The organism is Enterobacter sp. V89_11 (genome assembly GCF_029967775.1).
In the GTDB taxonomy this organism is placed as follows: domain Bacteria; phylum Pseudomonadota; class Gammaproteobacteria; order Enterobacterales; family Enterobacteriaceae; genus Enterobacter; species Enterobacter ludwigii.
In genome coordinates, this window is sequence record NZ_JASCAN010000006.1 from 36932 (window position 1) to 54485 (window position 17554).

Consider the following 17554-nt stretch of genomic DNA (forward strand, 5'->3'; position numbering starts at 1 on the left):
GTGGGAGAGGGCCAGAGTGAGGGTGTCAGACTACGTTTAAGCTTTCACTCGCTTAATATAATCACCAAACGCGGTCAGTTGGCCAGAAAGATGGTCACGCGTACTTTGATCCACCACTTCACCCGTCTGCGGGTCGACCTTGTTCTGAATCACGCCCCCCATAAATTCCGGTTTGTTCATTACCATCGCATCCAGGAAGACCAGGATCTGACGCAGATGGTACTGGCAGCGTGCCCCGCCAATCGCGCCCATAGAGCTGGTCTGGATCAGCACCGGTTTACCCGACAGCGGTTGCTCCGGGAGACGGGATAACCAGTCAATGGCGTTCTTCAGGCCACCCGGGACGGAGTAGTTATATTCAGGCGTAACAATCACCACGCCGTCGGCCTGGCGGATCTGCTCTGCAAGCGCTTCTACGCTCTGTGGAAACCCTTCTTCCTGCTGCACATCCGCGTCGTAAAGCGGAATGTCGCCAATCGATGGCAGGGCGCTAATGTCCATACCTGCCGGTGCCAGCTGAGGCAGCGTGCGGGCAACCATCCCGTTAAATGAACCTTTGCGCAGGCTTCCCAGTAACGTAACAACTTTCAACGTATCAGACATGATTACTCCTGTTTCATCATGATGACCCTGAATGGATCAGCTAAGGGTATATGCTTTTTCTGCCGGTAAACTGGTTAATCTCATCAGGCGTGCGGCGGGTTCGTTGGCTCGCTCGGGCACATCCGGAAGGCTACTCCATCCGTGTTGACTGTCAAATTCCCAGATTTTCAATCGTTCGATGGCGGGGGTCACCGCGATGGACCAAATCAGTACGTCTTCGGCATCGCTGAGCGCCTCTACCAGCGTGGCTTTAGCGGAACGCAGACGTCCGGAGCCGGGAAGCAATTGCAGCAGGCTGGCGTCGTCTGATGCACAGCCACAGAGCTTTCGAATGCTCTGGCGTAAGGTAATGAGCTGAGCTCTGGCCTCGATGGGATCGTTCTGGTTACGCACCCACAGCTTTTCATTGCTGGAAAGCGGGTAGTCATCGTGCGGGTTCGCGCCGTGGAAGCCGCGGGTTGCGTGCTGAAGCTCCATGTCCAGGCCGCAATCCCCTTCAGTGGTGAGCGCGACGCCAATGATATTGCCCGTATAGGCAATGGAGAAACGCGGCAGCTCCGGGTCGGCAAAGACCGGGCGGCCTTCAGGTTGGGTGAGGATATCCGGCAGTTCACTGGTGCCGTACAGCATGAACATCAGCTCAGCGAGAAGCGCGCGGGATGCCAAAAACCGCGTCCGGCGATGCTCCGGCAGTTTACGTGCTTCCTGGTGACACGCGGATGAAATTCTGGCCGATACGAGATGTCCCTCTGTCAGTATCCCTCTTGCAAAGTGCGTTGCCATTTTTCGCTCCTTGATAATGGTCGTATTCGGTTAAACGGTTACATGATTATCGCTTAACTTGCCTTCTGTTTTAATCAGTAAATGGGAGTAAGAGAAGCCTGAGGACCCAACTTTACATTTTCTTAGGCAAAAATAAGCGCTGGAGCGGCATATAGCGCTTTGATTGTCTCACGGAGCCAGAGGATTTTCGGATTATGGCTGTTTCGTTTATGCCAGATCAGCGTGAAAGGAACGGTCAGTTTTTCAGCCTGGGCTTCATCAATGGGAATGGGCAGGGCGATCAGCTTACGCTGGTGGAGTTGATTATAGTGATGGCAGTAGTGTGGCGCCGTGGCGATGTAGTTATGGCCGGGCTGCGCCGCCATAAACATCGACTGTTCGAAACCGGGCAGGCTCATGGCGATATTACGCTCACGTCCCATCTCTCTGAGCACCTCATCAAGCGCCCAGGTGTCGCTGCGCTCCCAGAAGATGCTGATATGCGGATAGCGGAGGAAAGTCTCCAGGTTCCACTCTTCCCGAAGAGCCGGATGATCTTCGCGCAAATAGACGCAGGGACGGTCGCTGAACAAAATTTCGTAGTCGATAAACCACGGCATGAGCTTCAACAGCTCGCGGGAGCGCGGATGTGTTTCACGGCCCGTGAAGCCAAGATCGACTTCTCCGCGCGTAATGGCATCCACCGAGTCGTAATCCCAGTGGCGCATCTTTACCGTGGCCTGTGGATAGCGCTGATTGACCTGCTCGAGCAGGGCATTAAAACGGATCAGCATCAGAGGCGTTTCCGCGGCCAGCACGAACGTCAGCCCGCCCGGGGAGTCATGATGGAATTTATCGAGGATCTGATTGCCAATCTGCATCCAGTCGGCCAGATCCTGCTCCAGACTCATCGTCAGCGGTGTCGGCAGCAGGCCTAACGGTGTTTTCACAAACAGCGGATCGTCAAACCAGTCGCGCAGTTTCGCCAGCGATTTACTTACCGCGGACGGGGTCACGTTCATCCGTTTCGCGGCTTTGGTTACGCTGCGCTCCTGCAGCAAAAGCTGCAGGCACAACAACAGGTTAAGATCGAGACTGCTGATTGGCTTCTTCATAATGGGCCGCGGGCTGGATGACCATAAGTAAGGTAATGCAGAGCATGCTACAACCAATCAGAATCCCGATCAGCATATTGAGCGCATTAAGGCCGATGACCGCCGCCAGCCATATCCACAGCGACGAACCGCAGACCTGCGCAATACCCAGTACCGAGCTTGCCACACCCGCGCGCAGCGAGAACGGGCCAAGTGCCTGACTCATCGCCACGCCAAAGCCGACGGAGAAGCCGGCGCAAATCAGCGTAATCCCTACCAGCATCAGCGCATGTGTGCTGGTGGTCGCCAGAATCCCCCCCGCAGCGAGGAACAGCACCTGAGAGGTTAGCATGAGCGTGCGCTGACGGAAGATATTCAGTGCGAACGGCGTCGAGAACGAGACGGCCATACTGACCATCGCGGTAAGTGCCATCACGGTGGAATACTCACCGCGATCAAACCCCATGGTCTCCATCAGCAACACCGGGGAAACGTTTACATACGTCAGGATCACTGCCACGCTCAGTGTGGTAATGGCCAGGCGACTCAGGAAAAAGCGGTTTAGCAGCGTCTCGGCCGGATGAAGGGTTGCCGTATGGCCTGCGTTTTGCGAGCCTGGATGGGTCTCTTTCAGCACCGTGATCGAGAGGATAAAGACCAGCGCACCCATGGCCGCCATCGTCCAGAACAGGCTCTGCCATGGGAATTTCAGCATGATCAGATAGCCCACCACCGGCGCCATCACCGGAATGATGCAGGTAATACCGTTGAGCATGGAAAGCACTTTGGCACGGCGCTGGGCGCTTAAGGTATCGCGCAGGATGGCGAAGGCCACCACATAACAGCCACCGGCACCTATTCCCTGGATAAAGCGTCCTGTCAGGAACAGGGTACTGTCCTGGGCCAGGGAGCAGAGCATTGACGCCAGCGCGAAGATGAGGGCACAGGTAATGGCCATGGGCTGACGACCCGCTTTGTCCGCGATTTTCCCGGCAAATACCATCGATGATGCCATCCCGGCGAGATAGGCCGAAAACGCAATATGCAGCTGCGCCTCGCTGGCACCCAGATCGCGGGCAATGTGCGGCAGCCCCACCAGATACATATCAATACCCGATGGATAGAGCAGAACCAGCGCAAAACTACAAAACAGAAAACGAGCCATAAACCCCCCATAGATGCAGGCAAGCAGAATAGGGGGATAAAAGGGATTAGGCGAGTTGCCATTTGGACAAAGGTGATTTCCCGGGAGGAAATCACCCTTCATCAGCGGTAATTACTTGCCGATACAGAAGCTCGAGAAAATCCGTCCCAGCAGATCGTCCGAGGTAAATTCGCCAGTTATCTCACTCAGATTTTGCTGCGCCAGACGCAGCTCTTCCGCCAGCAGTTCACCCGCCCATGCGCCAAGCAGCTGCGCTTTCCCCTGATCGAGGTGGCGTGCCGCGTCTTCCAGCGCCTGAAGGTGACGACGGCGCGCAAGGAAGCCGCCTTCCATACTGGTATCAAAGCCCATGCTCTGTTTGAGATGGTTGCGCAGGTCGTCAACGCCTTCACCGGTACGGGCCGACAGGCGAATAAGTGAGTGGCCATTCACTTCACTGATACCCAGCGTTTCGCCGGTCACATCCGCTTTATTACGCACCACGGTGATCGGCAGTTTTGCTGGCAGGCGGGCAATAAAGTCGGGCCAGATGTCCGCCGGATCAACGGCATCGGTCGTGGTACCGTCCACCATAAACAGCACGCGGTCAGCCTGCTCAATCTCTTGCCAGGCACGTTCGATACCGATGCGCTCTACTTCGTCACTGGCGTCGCGAAGACCTGCCGTGTCGATGATGTGCAGCGGCATACCGTCGATATGAATATGCTCACGCAGCACGTCGCGGGTGGTACCGGCGATGTCGGTGACGATCGCCGCTTCACGGCCCGCCAGGGCGTTGAGCAGGCTCGATTTACCGGCGTTAGGGCGGCCCGCAATTACGACCTTCATCCCCTCGCGCAGCAGGCTACCCTGACGTGCTTCGGCACGCACCGCGTCGAGATCGGCCATCACGCTATTGAGCTGAGCTTCAATTTTACCGTCAGAGAGGAAGTCGATCTCCTCATCCGGGAAATCGATAGCTGCTTCGACATAGATGCGCAGGTGAGTAAGTGCTTCCACAAGATGATTCACGCGCGCCGAGAACGCGCCCTGAAGCGAGTTCAGTGCGGAGCGGGCTGCCTGCTCGGAGCTGGCGTCGATCAGGTCAGCAATTGCTTCTGCCTGTGCGAGGTCGAGCTTGTCGTTCAGGAAGGCACGCTCGGAGAACTCACCTGGCTTTGCAATGCGCAGGCCCGGCAGCGTCAGAATGCGTTTTAACAGCAGGTCGAGGATGACCGGGCCACCGTGGCCCTGCAGCTCCAGCACGTCTTCTCCGGTAAAGGAGTTCGGGCCCGGGAACCACAGCGCAATGCCCTGGTCCAGCGGCGTGCCGTCAGTGTCTTTAAACGGCAGATAATCAGCGTAGCGCGGCTTTGGCAGTTTACCCAGCACCGCTTCGGCGACCTCGCGGGCCTTCAGGCCGGAGATACGCAGAATGCCTACACCACCGCGTCCCGGTGGGGTTGCCTGGGCGACGATAGTGTCGTTATGGCTCATGGTTGGTCTCGTTCAATACAAATAAAAAAGGCGGTCAATCGACCGCCCTTATTTTAGCGTTAACTTACCGAATCAGGACTTTTTCTTTTCGCGGCTATGCAGGCCACGTTTTTCCAGACCACGGTAAATCAGCTGCTGCTGGATAATGGTCACCAGGTTGCTGACGATATAGTACAGCACCAGACCTGACGGGAACCACAGGAAGAACACGGTGAAGATGACCGGCATAAAGGTCATGATCTTCTGCTGCATCGGGTCGGTCACGGTGGTCGGCGACATCTTCTGGATGAAGAACATCGTTACGCCCATCAGGATCGGCAGGATGTAGTACGGGTCCTGTGCAGACAGGTCATGGATCCACAGGGCGAACGGCGCGTGGCGCAGCTCAACGGAACCCATCAGCATGTAGTACAGCGCAAGGAAGATTGGCATCTGAATCAGCAGCGGGAAGCAACCACCCAGTGGGTTCACTTTCTCTGCTTTATACAGGGCCATCATCTCCTGGCTCTGACGCTGTTTGTCATCGCCCAGACGCTCACGCATTGCCTGAATCTTAGGCTGCAGCATACGCATCTTCGCCATGGAGGTGTACTGCGCTTTAGTCAGCGGGTACATGATGCCACGTACGATGAAGGTGATAACGATGATGGAGAAGCCCCAGTTACCCAGGAAGCTGTGGATGAACTTCAGCAGCTTAAACAGCGGCTGAGAGATGAACCACAACCAGCCGTAGTCCACGGTCAGATCCAGGTGCGGCGCAACGGCAGCCATTTTGTCCTGGATTTCCGGACCGACCCACAGGGTGCTTGCCAGCTTACCGGTTTGACCCGGCTGTACCAGAACCGGCTGAGATTTGTAGCCAATGGCTGCAAGACCGTTACCCAGGTTCGCGGTATAGAAGTTGTTAGTACCGTCGTTCGTTGGCACCCACGCAGTGGCGAAATACTGCTGCAGCATTGCCACCCAACCGCCTTTAGCGCTGACGTTCAGGTTTTCGTTATCGGCAATGGTGTCGAATTTGTATTTCTCGTACTTCGCATCAGGCGTGGAGTACGCCGCGCCACGGAAGGTATGCAGCGCAAAGTTGCTGCTTCCGGTGTCACGGTGAGACGGCAGATTGATGGACTGCTTCAGCTGACCAAAGGTCGACAGTTCCAGCGGTTTCGCACTGGTGTTCTGAACGCTGTAGCCCACGTTCACCGCATATTCACCGCGTTTCAGGGTGAAGGTTTTGGTGAAGGTGTTGCCCGCGGCGTCGGTGTAGGTCATCGGGATAGCGATTTCGTTCTGACCATCAGCCAGTACGAAGGTCTCTTTCTCGACGTTGTACAGTGGACGCGCACCGTTAGCCGGGTTATCCGGGCCATCACGACCGGTCAGGCCGCTCTGAGCCTGGTAGATAAACTCAGGCGTGGTTTCCAGTAACTGGAACGGTTCGTTAGACTTCAGCTCTTTTGGGTAGGTCAACAGCAGCGCCTGCTCAACATCACCACCACGGGTGTTGATAGTCAGCTCAAGCACATCGGTCTTAACCGTAATCTGTTTCCCCTGGCCACTGGCCGGTACGCCCTGGTCGGCGGCGCTACCCGCTGCGGTGGTCGTAGTCTGCGTGGTCTGCTGCTGGGGTTGAGGATTTTTATCCTGCTCCCATGCCTGCCAGATCATGAAAGACACGAACAACAAAGCGATGATAAGAAGATTGCGTTGCGAATCCATCGTTAGTGTTCTCTGGTATCAAAGGGTCCTGGCGGGACGGGATCGTCTCCACCTGGGTGTAAAGGGTGGCATTTTAATACGCGTTTCACCGTCAACCAACTGCCTTTTATCACTCCAAACCTGCGCAATGCCTCAATTCCGTAGCTTGAGCATGTTGGCGTGAAACGGCAGTGCGGCCCGAGTAGCGGACTAATCAGGCGTTGATAGACCCGAATGAGGGCTATCAGGACCCGCGAGCCAGGCGACAATGGCGGCGCCATAATTTTTCCAACGCTTCCGAGAGAGCACGGTTATCGAGGTCGGCAACCCCTTTTTTAGCCACCACCACGAAATCCATTGAAGGCAGTTCGTGCTGACGTAAACGGAAGCTTTCACGCGTCAGACGTTTAATCCGATTGCGTTCATGCGCACGCTTAACGTTTTTCTTGGCGACAGTAAGACCGATGCGGGGATGCCCCAGCGAATTCAGGCGGCCGAGGATGGTGATTTGCGGCGTGCCAGCCCGTTGTGGCTGCTGGAAGACGAAAGTGAAATGAGTGGGAGTTAACAAACGTAACTCCCTGGGAAATGCTAGCTTAACCACTCAGGGGTTAGCTTTATTACTTGGAAACGGTCAGACGAGCGCGGCCTTTAGCACGACGACGTGCCAGAACCTGACGACCATTTTTAGTAGCCATACGAGCACGGAAGCCGTGAGAACGGTTGCGCTTCAGTACAGACGGTTGAAAAGTGCGTTTCATGGCGATTTCTACCTAAACTTGAATAAATTCACTGACTTTTGCGTATACCCGAACGAGTTTCGAACGACTAACGCCTCAGCGTGGGTGATTAAAGAGGCCGGATTGTAATAATTGTACACTCCGGAGTCAATTCTCTTTCCTTATTTCCCGCGTATTTCCGCACGTTTTCGCGTGGAAAATGAGCAACGGACGACGCAGGAAGATGAGCACCACGCGCCGGGTCGAGGATTATACGGCCTCCCAAACAAAGCGCAAGGATCGTCCCGGATCTTCGTTAGATCATTTAAGCAAGAAATTGTCTGTGCTCATTAATTTTTCCAATATGCGGGCTAAATCGTAGGGTACTCGCCCCAGGATCGTTTACACTTACCCGGTTTCCGATCTTCCTGTGGATAAATCGGGAAGAATCTGTGAGAAACAGAAGATCTCTGGCTCAGTTTAGGCTATGATCCGCGGTCCCGATCGGGATCCAGCGATCCTGGCCGGGTATAACCGCAGATAGCGGTTCGCACATCACCCTTTTGCACAGGGTCATGTCGATGTGCGCCAACAATCATGAATATTCAATAGTTTTCTTTTATTGTTCGAGTGGAGTCCGCCGTGTCACTTTCGCTTTGGCAGCAGTGTCTTGCCCGATTGCAGGATGAGTTACCAGCCACAGAATTCAGTATGTGGATCCGCCCCTTGCAGGCGGAACTGAGCGATAACACGCTGGCTTTGTATGCGCCAAACCGTTTTGTGCTCGATTGGGTAAGGGACAAGTACCTTAATAACATCAATGGACTGCTGAATGATTTCTGCGGATCCGATGCGCCACAGCTACGCTTTGAAGTGGGAACAAAACCGGTCACGCAGACCGTGCGTGAAACGGTAAATGTGGCAATACCTGCTCAGGCAGCCCCCGCTCCGGCACCGCGCGCCCTTCCGGCGACCCGTTCGGGCTGGGACAACGTGCCTGCTCCGGCAGAGCAAACCTACCGTTCTAACGTCAATGTTAAACACACGTTCGATAACTTCGTTGAAGGTAAATCGAACCAGCTGGCGCGCGCGGCGGCACGCCAGGTTGCAGATAACCCCGGTGGTGCCTACAACCCGCTGTTCCTTTATGGCGGCACGGGTTTGGGTAAAACGCACCTTCTGCATGCGGTAGGCAACGGCATTATGGCGCGTAAGCCAAATGCGAAAGTGGTGTATATGCACTCCGAGCGCTTCGTTCAGGACATGGTAAAAGCCCTGCAAAACAATGCGATCGAAGAGTTTAAACGCTACTACCGTTCTGTTGACGCACTGCTTATCGATGACATCCAGTTCTTTGCCAACAAAGAACGATCCCAGGAAGAGTTTTTCCACACCTTTAATGCGCTGCTGGAAGGTAATCAGCAGATCATTTTGACGTCGGATCGTTATCCAAAAGAGATCAACGGCGTTGAAGATCGTCTGAAATCCCGTTTTGGCTGGGGACTGACCGTGGCGATCGAGCCACCAGAACTGGAAACCCGCGTCGCGATCCTGATGAAGAAAGCCGATGAAAACGACATTCGCCTGCCGGGTGAAGTGGCGTTCTTTATTGCCAAGCGTCTGCGCTCCAACGTCCGTGAGCTTGAAGGGGCACTGAACCGCGTGATTGCCAATGCCAACTTCACCGGCCGTGCGATCACCATCGATTTTGTGCGTGAAGCGCTGCGCGATTTGCTGGCACTGCAGGAAAAATTGGTCACTATCGACAATATTCAAAAGACGGTGGCCGAGTACTACAAAATCAAAGTGGCAGATTTGCTGTCTAAACGTCGTTCCCGCTCGGTGGCGCGTCCGCGTCAGATGGCGATGGCGCTGGCAAAGGAGTTAACCAACCACAGTCTGCCGGAGATCGGCGATGCGTTTGGTGGCCGTGACCATACGACCGTGCTGCACGCTTGTCGTAAGATTGAGCAGTTACGCGAAGAAAGCCACGACATAAAAGAAGATTTTTCCAATTTAATCAGAACATTATCATCGTGACGCTATGAAATTTACCGTTGAACGTGAACATTTATTAAAACCGCTGCAACAGGTGAGTGGCCCATTAGGTGGCCGCCCAACGCTGCCAATTCTCGGAAACCTGCTGCTTCAGGTCGCGGACGGTACGCTGTCGCTGACCGGCACAGATCTGGAAATGGAAATGATCGCGCGCGTTACGCTGTCTCAGCCGCATGAAGCGGGCGCGACCACTGTTCCGGCACGTAAATTCTTTGATATCTGCCGCGGGCTGCCGGAAGGCGCTGAAATTGCCGTGCAGCTGGAAGGCGACCGTATGCTGGTGCGCTCTGGCCGCAGCCGTTTCTCGCTCTCCACGCTGCCAGCCGCGGACTTCCCGAACCTGGACGACTGGCAGAGTGAAGTTGAATTCACCCTGCCGCAGGCAACGATGAAGCGTCTGATTGAAGCCACGCAGTTCTCAATGGCGCATCAGGACGTTCGTTACTACTTAAACGGCATGCTGTTCGAAACCGAAGGTGAAGAGCTGCGTACCGTGGCTACCGACGGTCACCGACTGGCAGTCTGTTCCATGCCCATTGGCGACTCGCTGCCAAACCATTCGGTGATCGTACCGCGTAAAGGGGTGATTGAGCTGATGCGTATGCTCGACGGTGGTGATACGCCACTGCGCGTGCAGATCGGCAGCAATAACATCCGTGCTCACGTGGGTGATTTTGTCTTCACATCGAAGCTGGTTGACGGTCGTTTCCCCGATTATCGCCGAGTATTGCCGAAGAACCCGGACAAAACGCTGGAAGCCGGTTGCGACAGCCTCAAGCAGGCCTTTGCCCGCGCCGCGATTCTCTCTAACGAGAAATTCCGCGGGGTGCGTCTGTATGTGAGCGAAAATCAGATCAAAATCACCGCCAACAACCCGGAGCAGGAAGAGGCAGAAGAGATTCTGGACGTCACCTATGCCGGGACTGAGATGGAAATCGGCTTTAACGTCAGCTATGTGCTGGATGTGTTGAACGCGCTTAAATGCGAGAACGTTCGCATTCTGCTGACCGACTCCGTTTCGAGTGTACAGATTGAAGATGCGGCCAGCCAAAGTGCGGCTTACGTTGTCATGCCGATGAGGCTGTAGTGAACGCTATCGGGCTATCTTTCTTGCCTTTTTCAACCCGGGCTGTGCTCGCCCCTGTCTCGTACTTTGTGTACGCGCCAGGGTCTGCGTGCAGTCCGCGTTGAAACGGGCTGAGCCGATTACGCCCTGGCCCGAAGAAATCCAGATATGTCACTGACGCGCCTTTTAATTAAAGATTTCCGCAATATCGAAAACGCGGATCTCGCTTTATCCCCTGGCTTTAATTTCCTGGTTGGCGCGAACGGCAGCGGCAAAACCAGCGTGCTTGAGGCCATCTACACGCTCGGCCATGGACGGGCGTTTCGCAGTCTGCAAATTGGCCGCGTCATTCGCCACGAACAGGAAGCCTTTGTTCTGCACGGGCGTTTGCAGGGCGAGGAGCGTGAAACGGCCATCGGTCTGACCAAAGACAAACAGGGCGACAGCAAGGTTCGTATCGACGGTACTGACGGCCACAAAGTGGCTGAGCTCGCGCTGCTGATGCCAATGCAGCTGATTACGCCGGAGGGGTTTACTTTACTCAATGGCGGCCCCAAATACAGAAGAGCCTTCCTTGACTGGGGATGCTTTCACAACGAAGCCGGTTTCTTTAACGCCTGGAGCAACCTGAAGCGCCTGCTTAAGCAGCGTAACGCTGCACTGCGCCAGGTGACACGCTACGCCCAGCTGCGCCCGTGGGACAAGGAATTAATTCCCCTTGCGGAACAAATCAGCTGCTGGCGTGCCGAATACAGCGCGGGTATCGCCGACGATATGGCCGACACCTGCAAACAGTTTTTACCTGAATTCTCTCTCACCTTCTCCTTCCAGCGCGGCTGGGAGAAAGAGACAGATTATGCCGAAGTGTTAGAGAGAAATTTCGAGCGCGACCGCATGCTGACCTACACCGCACATGGCCCGCACAAGGCGGATTTCCGCATTCGTGCCGACGGTGCGCCGGTGGAAGACACGCTGTCGCGTGGGCAGCTCAAGCTTTTGATGTGCGCGCTGCGCCTGGCGCAGGGAGAGTTTTTGACCCGCGAGAGCGGGCGACGCTGCCTGTACCTGATAGATGATTTTGCCTCGGAACTTGACGACGCGCGGCGCGGGCTGCTTGCCAGCCGCTTAAAAGCCACGCAGTCACAGGTTTTCGTCAGTGCGATTAGCGCTGAACACGTTATAGACATGTCGGACGAAAATTCGAAGATGTTTACCGTGGAAAAGGGTAAAATAACGGATTAACCCAAGTTGAAATGAGCGAGAAACGTTGATGTCGAATTCTTATGACTCCTCCAGTATCAAAGTCCTGAAAGGGCTGGATGCGGTGCGTAAGCGCCCGGGTATGTATATCGGCGACACGGATGACGGCACCGGTCTGCACCACATGGTATTCGAGGTGGTAGATAACGCTATCGACGAAGCGCTCGCGGGTCACTGTAAAGACATCGTGGTCACGATCCATGCGGACAACTCCGTCTCCGTCACCGATGACGGTCGTGGCATCCCAACCGGTATTCACCCGGAAGAGGGCGTATCGGCTGCGGAAGTTATCATGACCGTTCTGCACGCAGGCGGTAAGTTCGATGATAACTCCTATAAAGTTTCCGGCGGTCTGCACGGTGTAGGTGTGTCCGTGGTTAACGCCCTGTCGCAGAAACTGGAGCTGGTTATCCAGCGCGAAGGCAAAATTCACCGTCAGCTGTATACGCATGGCGTGCCGCAGGCACCGCTGGCTGTTACGGGTGACACCGACAAAACCGGTACCATGGTGCGTTTCTGGCCGAGCCTTGAAACGTTCACCAACGTTACCGAGTTCGAATATGAGATTCTGGCGAAACGCCTGCGTGAACTGTCGTTCCTGAACTCCGGCGTCTCGATTCGTCTGCGTGACAAACGCGACAACAGAGAAGACCACTTCCACTACGAAGGCGGTATCCGGGCGTTCGTTGAGTATCTGAACAAGAACAAAACGCCAATTCACCCGAATATCTTCTACTTCTCTACCGAAAAAGACGGTATTGGCGTGGAAGTGGCGCTGCAGTGGAACGATGGTTTCCAGGAAAACATCTACTGCTTTACCAACAACATTCCACAGCGTGACGGTGGTACTCACCTTGCGGGCTTCCGTGCGGCAATGACCCGTACCCTGAATGCCTACATGGACAAAGAAGGCTACAGCAAAAAAGCGAAAGTCAGCGCCACCGGTGACGATGCCCGTGAAGGCCTGATTGCGGTTGTCTCCGTGAAGGTACCGGATCCGAAGTTCTCCTCTCAGACTAAAGACAAGCTGGTCTCTTCTGAGGTGAAATCGGCGGTTGAACAGCAGATGAACGAACTGCTGAGCGAATACCTGCTGGAAAACCCGTCAGACGCGAAAATCGTGGTTGGCAAAATTATTGATGCGGCACGTGCCCGTGAAGCGGCGCGTAAAGCCCGTGAAATGACCCGTCGTAAAGGCGCGCTGGATTTAGCTGGCCTGCCAGGCAAACTGGCTGACTGCCAGGAACGCGACCCGGCGCTGTCCGAACTGTACCTCGTGGAAGGGGACTCCGCGGGCGGTTCTGCGAAGCAGGGCCGTAACCGTAAGAATCAGGCTATCCTGCCGCTGAAGGGTAAAATCCTCAACGTAGAGAAGGCCCGTTTCGACAAGATGCTCTCTTCTCAGGAAGTGGCAACGCTGATCACCGCGCTCGGTTGCGGCATCGGCCGTGACGAGTACAACCCGGACAAACTGCGCTACCACAGCATCATCATCATGACCGATGCGGACGTCGACGGCTCGCACATCCGTACGCTGCTGTTGACCTTCTTCTATCGTCAGATGCCAGAAATTGTTGAACGTGGCCACGTCTACATTGCACAGCCACCGCTGTACAAAGTGAAGAAAGGCAAACAGGAACAGTACATCAAAGACGACGAAGCGATGGATCAGTACCAAATCGCGATCGCGCTTGATGGTGCGACCCTGCATGCGAACTCTCACGCCCCTGCACTGGCCGGTGAGCCGCTGGAGCGTCTGGTGTCCGAGTTTAACGCGGCGCAGAAAATGATTGGTCGTATGGAGCGTCGTTATCCTAAATCGCTGCTGAAGGCGCTGATTTATCAGCCAACCCTGACGGAAGCCGATCTGAGCGATGAACAGGTTGTGACCCGCTGGGTGAACACCCTGGTAACCGAGCTGAACGAGAAAGAGCAGCACGGCAGCCAGTGGAAGTTTGATGTCCAGCAGAACGCTCAGCAGCAGTTCGAACCGATTGTGCGCGTGCGTACTCACGGCGTTGATACCGATTACCCCCTGGAGCACGAGTTTGTGACCGGTCCGGAATATCGCCGTATCTGTACGCTGGGTGAGAAGCTCCGTGGTCTTATCGAAGACGATGCGTTTATCGAACGTGGTGAACGTCGTCAGCCGGTAGCAAGCTTCGAGCAGGCGCTGGAATGGCTGGTGAAAGAGTCCCGTCGTGGTCTGTCTATTCAGCGTTATAAAGGTCTGGGTGAAATGAACCCGGATCAGCTGTGGGAAACCACCATGGATCCGGAAAGCCGTCGTATGCTGCGCGTGACCGTTAAAGATGCGATTGCAGCCGATCAGCTGTTCACAACCCTGATGGGCGATGCGGTTGAACCACGTCGTGCCTTTATCGAAGAGAACGCCCTGAAAGCGGCGAATATCGATATCTAAGGGTGGTTACACCGCAAGTCAGAGGCCGCGCATTTAGCGCGGCTTTTTTGTGGGCGCAGAATTATCAGCATCCAGCTCCAGCGACAGGACTGACGGTAACCGGCTGACCAGCATGTCGACCGCAATCCTGACTCGCAGGGGCAGATGCGGCGTCTGCTGCCAGACCGCGTGAACGTCGAAACGCACATCCGGCGCCTGTTTTAAGAGTGGGATGAGCCTTCCATTCTGCAGCTCTTTGCGCACCATCCAGCAGGGTAACCATGCAATACCATGCCCGGCCAGCGCTGCGTCGCAGATAGCCTGCAGATCGTCCATATTGAGGGATGAGCGGGGAATTAGGGTGTGCGATATTCCTTCGTGGTCCGCCAGTTCCCACGGTAACACCCTGCCGGCACGCAGGTAGTTAATGGCCTTATGCTGGCGTAAATCGGCAACGGTTTCAGGCTGGCCGTTATTTCTCAGGTATTCCGGCGCGGCGCACAGCACCATTCGGTGTTCCCCCAGGCGTCTGGCGACCAGCATGGTGCTGTCCGGCAGTGCGCCGTTTCGCACCGCCATATCAAATCCTTCCTCGACGATATCCACTACGCGATCGCTGAATGACATTTCCAGCTCAAGGGCAGGATGCTCCTGCGTCAAGGCTATCAGCAGCGGGGCGATACACTGGCGGCCAAACAGCACCGGCATGGCAACACGCAGACGGCCACTCACCTGATGTTTCCCTGTTTCCAGCAGCGACTCCGCGCCACGGATTTCCTGGAGTGCTCGCAGGCAGCGTTCATAAAAAAGGGCACCGTTATCGGTCAGGCTTTGGCTACGCGTTGTGCGCTGAAACAGGCGTACTCCCAGCCGCGCTTCAAGGCGAGCAATGCTTTTCCCTACCGCCGAGCGCGACAAATGCAAACGCACCGCGGCCTGAGCAAAACTGCCTGCCTCTACGGCGGCGACAAAAACGGGAATATCCTTCAGCGTATCGGTCATGGATTGTCGCTCTTCAGGAATCAATAGTGGGAAAAGGTATCGCCACTGGCGACCATGAGTCAACGTTAGACTGTCAGTACTGAAGTGCATTTGATAACAGGAGAAAAAGATGACAGAGATGATGCAACGCTGGTCAATGGACGCCCTTGGGCGTGAAAACCTCAGACTCACTCAGGCGCCTGTTCCCCAGCCGGGCCCGGGTGAAGTGCGCGTGCGGGTGAACGCTGTTGCGCTCAACTATCGCGATAAAATGGTTATTGAAGGCAACATGCCGATCGCGCTCACCTTCCCGTTTACTCCGGCATCTGACATGGCAGGCGTGGTGGACAGTACGGGGGAAGGCGTTACCCGCTTTAAACCCGGTGCTCGCGTCATCTCCACCTTCTCTCCGGAGTGGGTAGACGGTAAACCGAAAGGCGACGCCCGCAATTTGCCCTACCAGACGCTGGGCGGTTACTTCCAGGGGATGCTGTCTGAATACGTGATCATGCGTGAAAACTGGCTGGTGGCCGCCCCGGAAACGCTGGATGACGCAGAGGCCAGCACCTTACCTTGCGCGGGGCTTACCGCATGGTTTGCGCTGGTGGAGCGCGGACAGTTACGTGCCGGACAGTCGGTGCTGGTGCAAGGCACTGGCGGTGTCGCAATCTTCGCGCTGCAAATCGCCAAAGCACACGGTGCAGAAGTTTTTGTGACGTCGGGCAGTGATGAAAAACTGGCGCTGGCTAAAACGCTCGGTGCCGATCGGGGCATCAACCGGCTTAAAGGGAACTGGGCTGACGAGATTTACGCGCTGACGCAGGATCGCGGTATCGACCATATTATTGAAACCGTTGGCGGGGAGAACCTGAGACATTCCCTGCGGGCCGTTGCCGTTCACGGGCGCATATCCGTCATTGGCGTGTTGGCCGGGAGTGAAATCTCGCTGCCTGCCAGCGAACTCTTGCTGAAATCACCGGTGATTCAGGGGATTGGCGTCGGGCACCGCCGTGCGCTGGAAGATTTTGTCCGCGCGGTCGATGTCACGGGGCTGAAACCGGTGATTGAACACCGCTACCGTTTTAACCAGCTTGAAGAGGCGCTTGTACACCTCGACCGCGGTGCTTTTGGCAAAATAGTCCTCACCCGCGAGTAAGCCGTTATCCCCGGGGCAGGCGTAAAAGGGGGCTTTTGTTGCGCAATGTAGCTCTATTTTTGTGGGCTTAATCGCGTTAGCATGAGGCAGCACTCATTTATCCCGGGGACCCTATGGCTATCAAACTTATTGCTATCGACATGGACGGCACGCTGTTGCTGCCAGACCACACTATTTCTCCAGCCGTTAAAAACGCGATTGCCGCTGCGCGCGCAAAAGGCGTGAATGTGGTACTGACCACCGGTCGTCCGTATGCGGGCGTGCACAGCTACCTGAAAGAGCTGCACATGAATCAGCCGGGCGATTACTGCATTACCTATAACGGTGCGCTGGTACAGAAGGCGGCGGATGGCAGCACGGTGGCGCAAACCGCGCTGAACTATGACGATTACCTGTTCCTGGAAAAACTGTCCCGCGAGGTCGGTTCCCATTTCCACGCGCTCGATCGCAATACGCTCTATACCGCTAACCGTGATATCAGCTATTACACCGTACATGAATCCTATGTCGCGACGATCCCACTGGTGTTCTGCGAAGCTGAGAAAATGGATCCGAGCACTCAGTTCCTGAAAGTGATGATGATTGATGAGCCTGACATCCTGGATAAAGCGATTGCGCGCATTCCGGCTGAGGTAAAAGAGAAATACACCGTGCTGAAAAGTGCGCCGTACTTCCTCGAAATCCTGGATAAACGCGTCAATAAAGGCACCGGTGTGAAATCGCTGGCAGATACGCTGGGCATCAAACCGGAAGAGATCATGGCGCTGGGCGATCAGGAAAACGACATTGCGATGATTGAATATGCGGGCATGGGTGTGGCAATGGACAATGCGATCCCGTCCGTGAAAGACGTGGCCAATTTCGTGACCAAATCTAACCTCGAAGACGGCGTTGCCTACGCGATCGAGAAATTTGTTCTGCAGTAACAGCGTTTCACGCTCATCAGCCTCGGTTATCAACCGGGGCTTTTTTTTGCGCTGAATTTATCGAATTGTTCTTTTTGTGATCTTGATTGTAGTACAACATTAATTGATTGTACTACATTACAGCCACAGTAATGACGAAAGGCGTCACGTTTGTACTGCAAAAGTGAGGCGAAATTCAGCGGTCGAGGTAAA

General features: G+C 55.2%; 16 protein-coding genes. 6 read left to right on the forward strand and 10 right to left on the reverse strand.

Annotated features, from left to right (window positions below; genetic code table 11):
- Positions 1 to 36 precede the first annotated feature (36 nt).
- From QLG09_RS06135 to rpmH, 9 genes are all read right to left on the reverse strand, one after another.
- Positions 37 to 603 (reverse strand): NADPH-dependent FMN reductase, encoded by a 567-nt coding sequence (locus tag QLG09_RS06135; RefSeq protein WP_020882759.1) that lies wholly within the window; start codon positions 601 to 603, stop codon positions 37 to 39.
- A gap of 36 nt (positions 604 to 639) precedes the next feature.
- Positions 640 to 1386 (reverse strand): hypothetical protein, encoded by a 747-nt coding sequence (locus QLG09_RS06140; protein WP_014172296.1) that lies wholly within the window; start codon positions 1384 to 1386, stop codon positions 640 to 642.
- A 122-nt stretch (positions 1387 to 1508) separates the two neighbouring features.
- Positions 1509 to 2480, reverse strand: coding sequence for an HTH-type transcriptional regulator YidZ (gene yidZ, locus QLG09_RS06145; RefSeq protein WP_044857051.1), 972 nt, complete (start codon positions 2478 to 2480; stop codon positions 1509 to 1511).
- Complete coding sequence (locus tag QLG09_RS06150; protein ID WP_049021951.1) at positions 2449 to 3624, reverse strand: MFS transporter; 1176 nt, start codon at positions 3622 to 3624, stop codon at positions 2449 to 2451. Before QLG09_RS06150 ends, yidZ begins: the two co-directional genes overlap by 32 nt.
- A gap of 111 nt (positions 3625 to 3735) precedes the next feature.
- A complete protein-coding gene (gene mnmE, locus QLG09_RS06155; RefSeq protein ID WP_014172299.1) occupies positions 3736 to 5100 on the reverse strand; it encodes a tRNA uridine-5-carboxymethylaminomethyl(34) synthesis GTPase MnmE in 1365 nt (454 codons plus the stop codon).
- Positions 5101 to 5172: 72 nt separating this feature from the next.
- Entirely contained in the window at positions 5173 to 6816 is a 1644-nt protein-coding gene (gene yidC / locus QLG09_RS06160) for a membrane protein insertase YidC (protein WP_063435389.1), read from the reverse strand.
- A gap of 2 nt (positions 6817 to 6818) precedes the next feature.
- Positions 6819 to 7076, reverse strand: a complete 258-nt coding sequence (gene yidD / locus QLG09_RS06165) for a membrane protein insertion efficiency factor YidD (RefSeq protein ID WP_001307474.1) — start codon at positions 7074 to 7076, stop codon at positions 6819 to 6821.
- A complete protein-coding gene (gene rnpA, locus QLG09_RS06170; protein WP_014172301.1) occupies positions 7040 to 7399 on the reverse strand; it encodes a ribonuclease P protein component in 360 nt (119 codons plus the stop codon). Before rnpA ends, yidD begins: the two co-directional genes overlap by 37 nt.
- A 16-nt stretch (positions 7400 to 7415) precedes the next feature.
- Positions 7416 to 7556: a 50S ribosomal protein L34 gene (gene rpmH, locus QLG09_RS06175; protein WP_000831330.1), complete on the reverse strand. Its 141-nt coding sequence runs from the start codon at positions 7554 to 7556 to the stop codon at positions 7416 to 7418.
- A gap of 600 nt (positions 7557 to 8156) precedes the next feature.
- Between rpmH and dnaA the strand changes: the two genes are divergently transcribed.
- The 4 genes from dnaA to gyrB all read left to right on the forward strand — a co-directional run bounded on the left by dnaA (position 8157) and on the right by gyrB (position 14320).
- Entirely contained in the window at positions 8157 to 9554 is a 1398-nt protein-coding gene (gene dnaA / locus QLG09_RS06180) for a chromosomal replication initiator protein DnaA (protein ID WP_020882755.1), read from the forward strand.
- A gap of 4 nt (positions 9555 to 9558) precedes the next feature.
- Positions 9559 to 10659 (forward strand): DNA polymerase III subunit beta, encoded by a 1101-nt coding sequence (dnaN, locus tag QLG09_RS06185; protein ID WP_014167956.1) that lies wholly within the window; start codon positions 9559 to 9561, stop codon positions 10657 to 10659.
- A gap of 147 nt (positions 10660 to 10806) precedes the next feature.
- Positions 10807 to 11880: a DNA replication/repair protein RecF gene (gene recF, locus QLG09_RS06190; protein ID WP_025202644.1), complete on the forward strand. Its 1074-nt coding sequence runs from the start codon at positions 10807 to 10809 to the stop codon at positions 11878 to 11880.
- Positions 11881 to 11908: 28 nt separating this feature from the next.
- Entirely contained in the window at positions 11909 to 14320 is a 2412-nt protein-coding gene (gene gyrB / locus QLG09_RS06195; RefSeq protein WP_020882753.1) for a DNA topoisomerase (ATP-hydrolyzing) subunit B, read from the forward strand.
- Between the two features lie 33 nt (positions 14321 to 14353).
- Here the strand turns inward: gyrB and QLG09_RS06200 are convergent, their stop codons facing one another.
- Positions 14354 to 15301: a LysR family transcriptional regulator gene (locus QLG09_RS06200; RefSeq protein ID WP_049021953.1), complete on the reverse strand. Its 948-nt coding sequence runs from the start codon at positions 15299 to 15301 to the stop codon at positions 14354 to 14356.
- Positions 15302 to 15410: 109 nt separating this feature from the next.
- On the opposite strand from QLG09_RS06200, the gene QLG09_RS06205 reads away from it, so the two are divergent.
- Both QLG09_RS06205 and yidA read left to right on the forward strand, forming a co-directional pair.
- Positions 15411 to 16436, forward strand: coding sequence for an NAD(P)-dependent alcohol dehydrogenase (locus QLG09_RS06205; protein ID WP_014167960.1), 1026 nt, complete (start codon positions 15411 to 15413; stop codon positions 16434 to 16436).
- A gap of 113 nt (positions 16437 to 16549) precedes the next feature.
- On the forward strand, positions 16550 to 17362 hold the full coding sequence (gene yidA / locus QLG09_RS06210; RefSeq protein WP_025202646.1) for a sugar-phosphatase: 813 nt from the start codon (positions 16550 to 16552) through the stop codon (positions 17360 to 17362).
- The last annotated feature ends 192 nt before the right edge of the window (positions 17363 to 17554 follow it).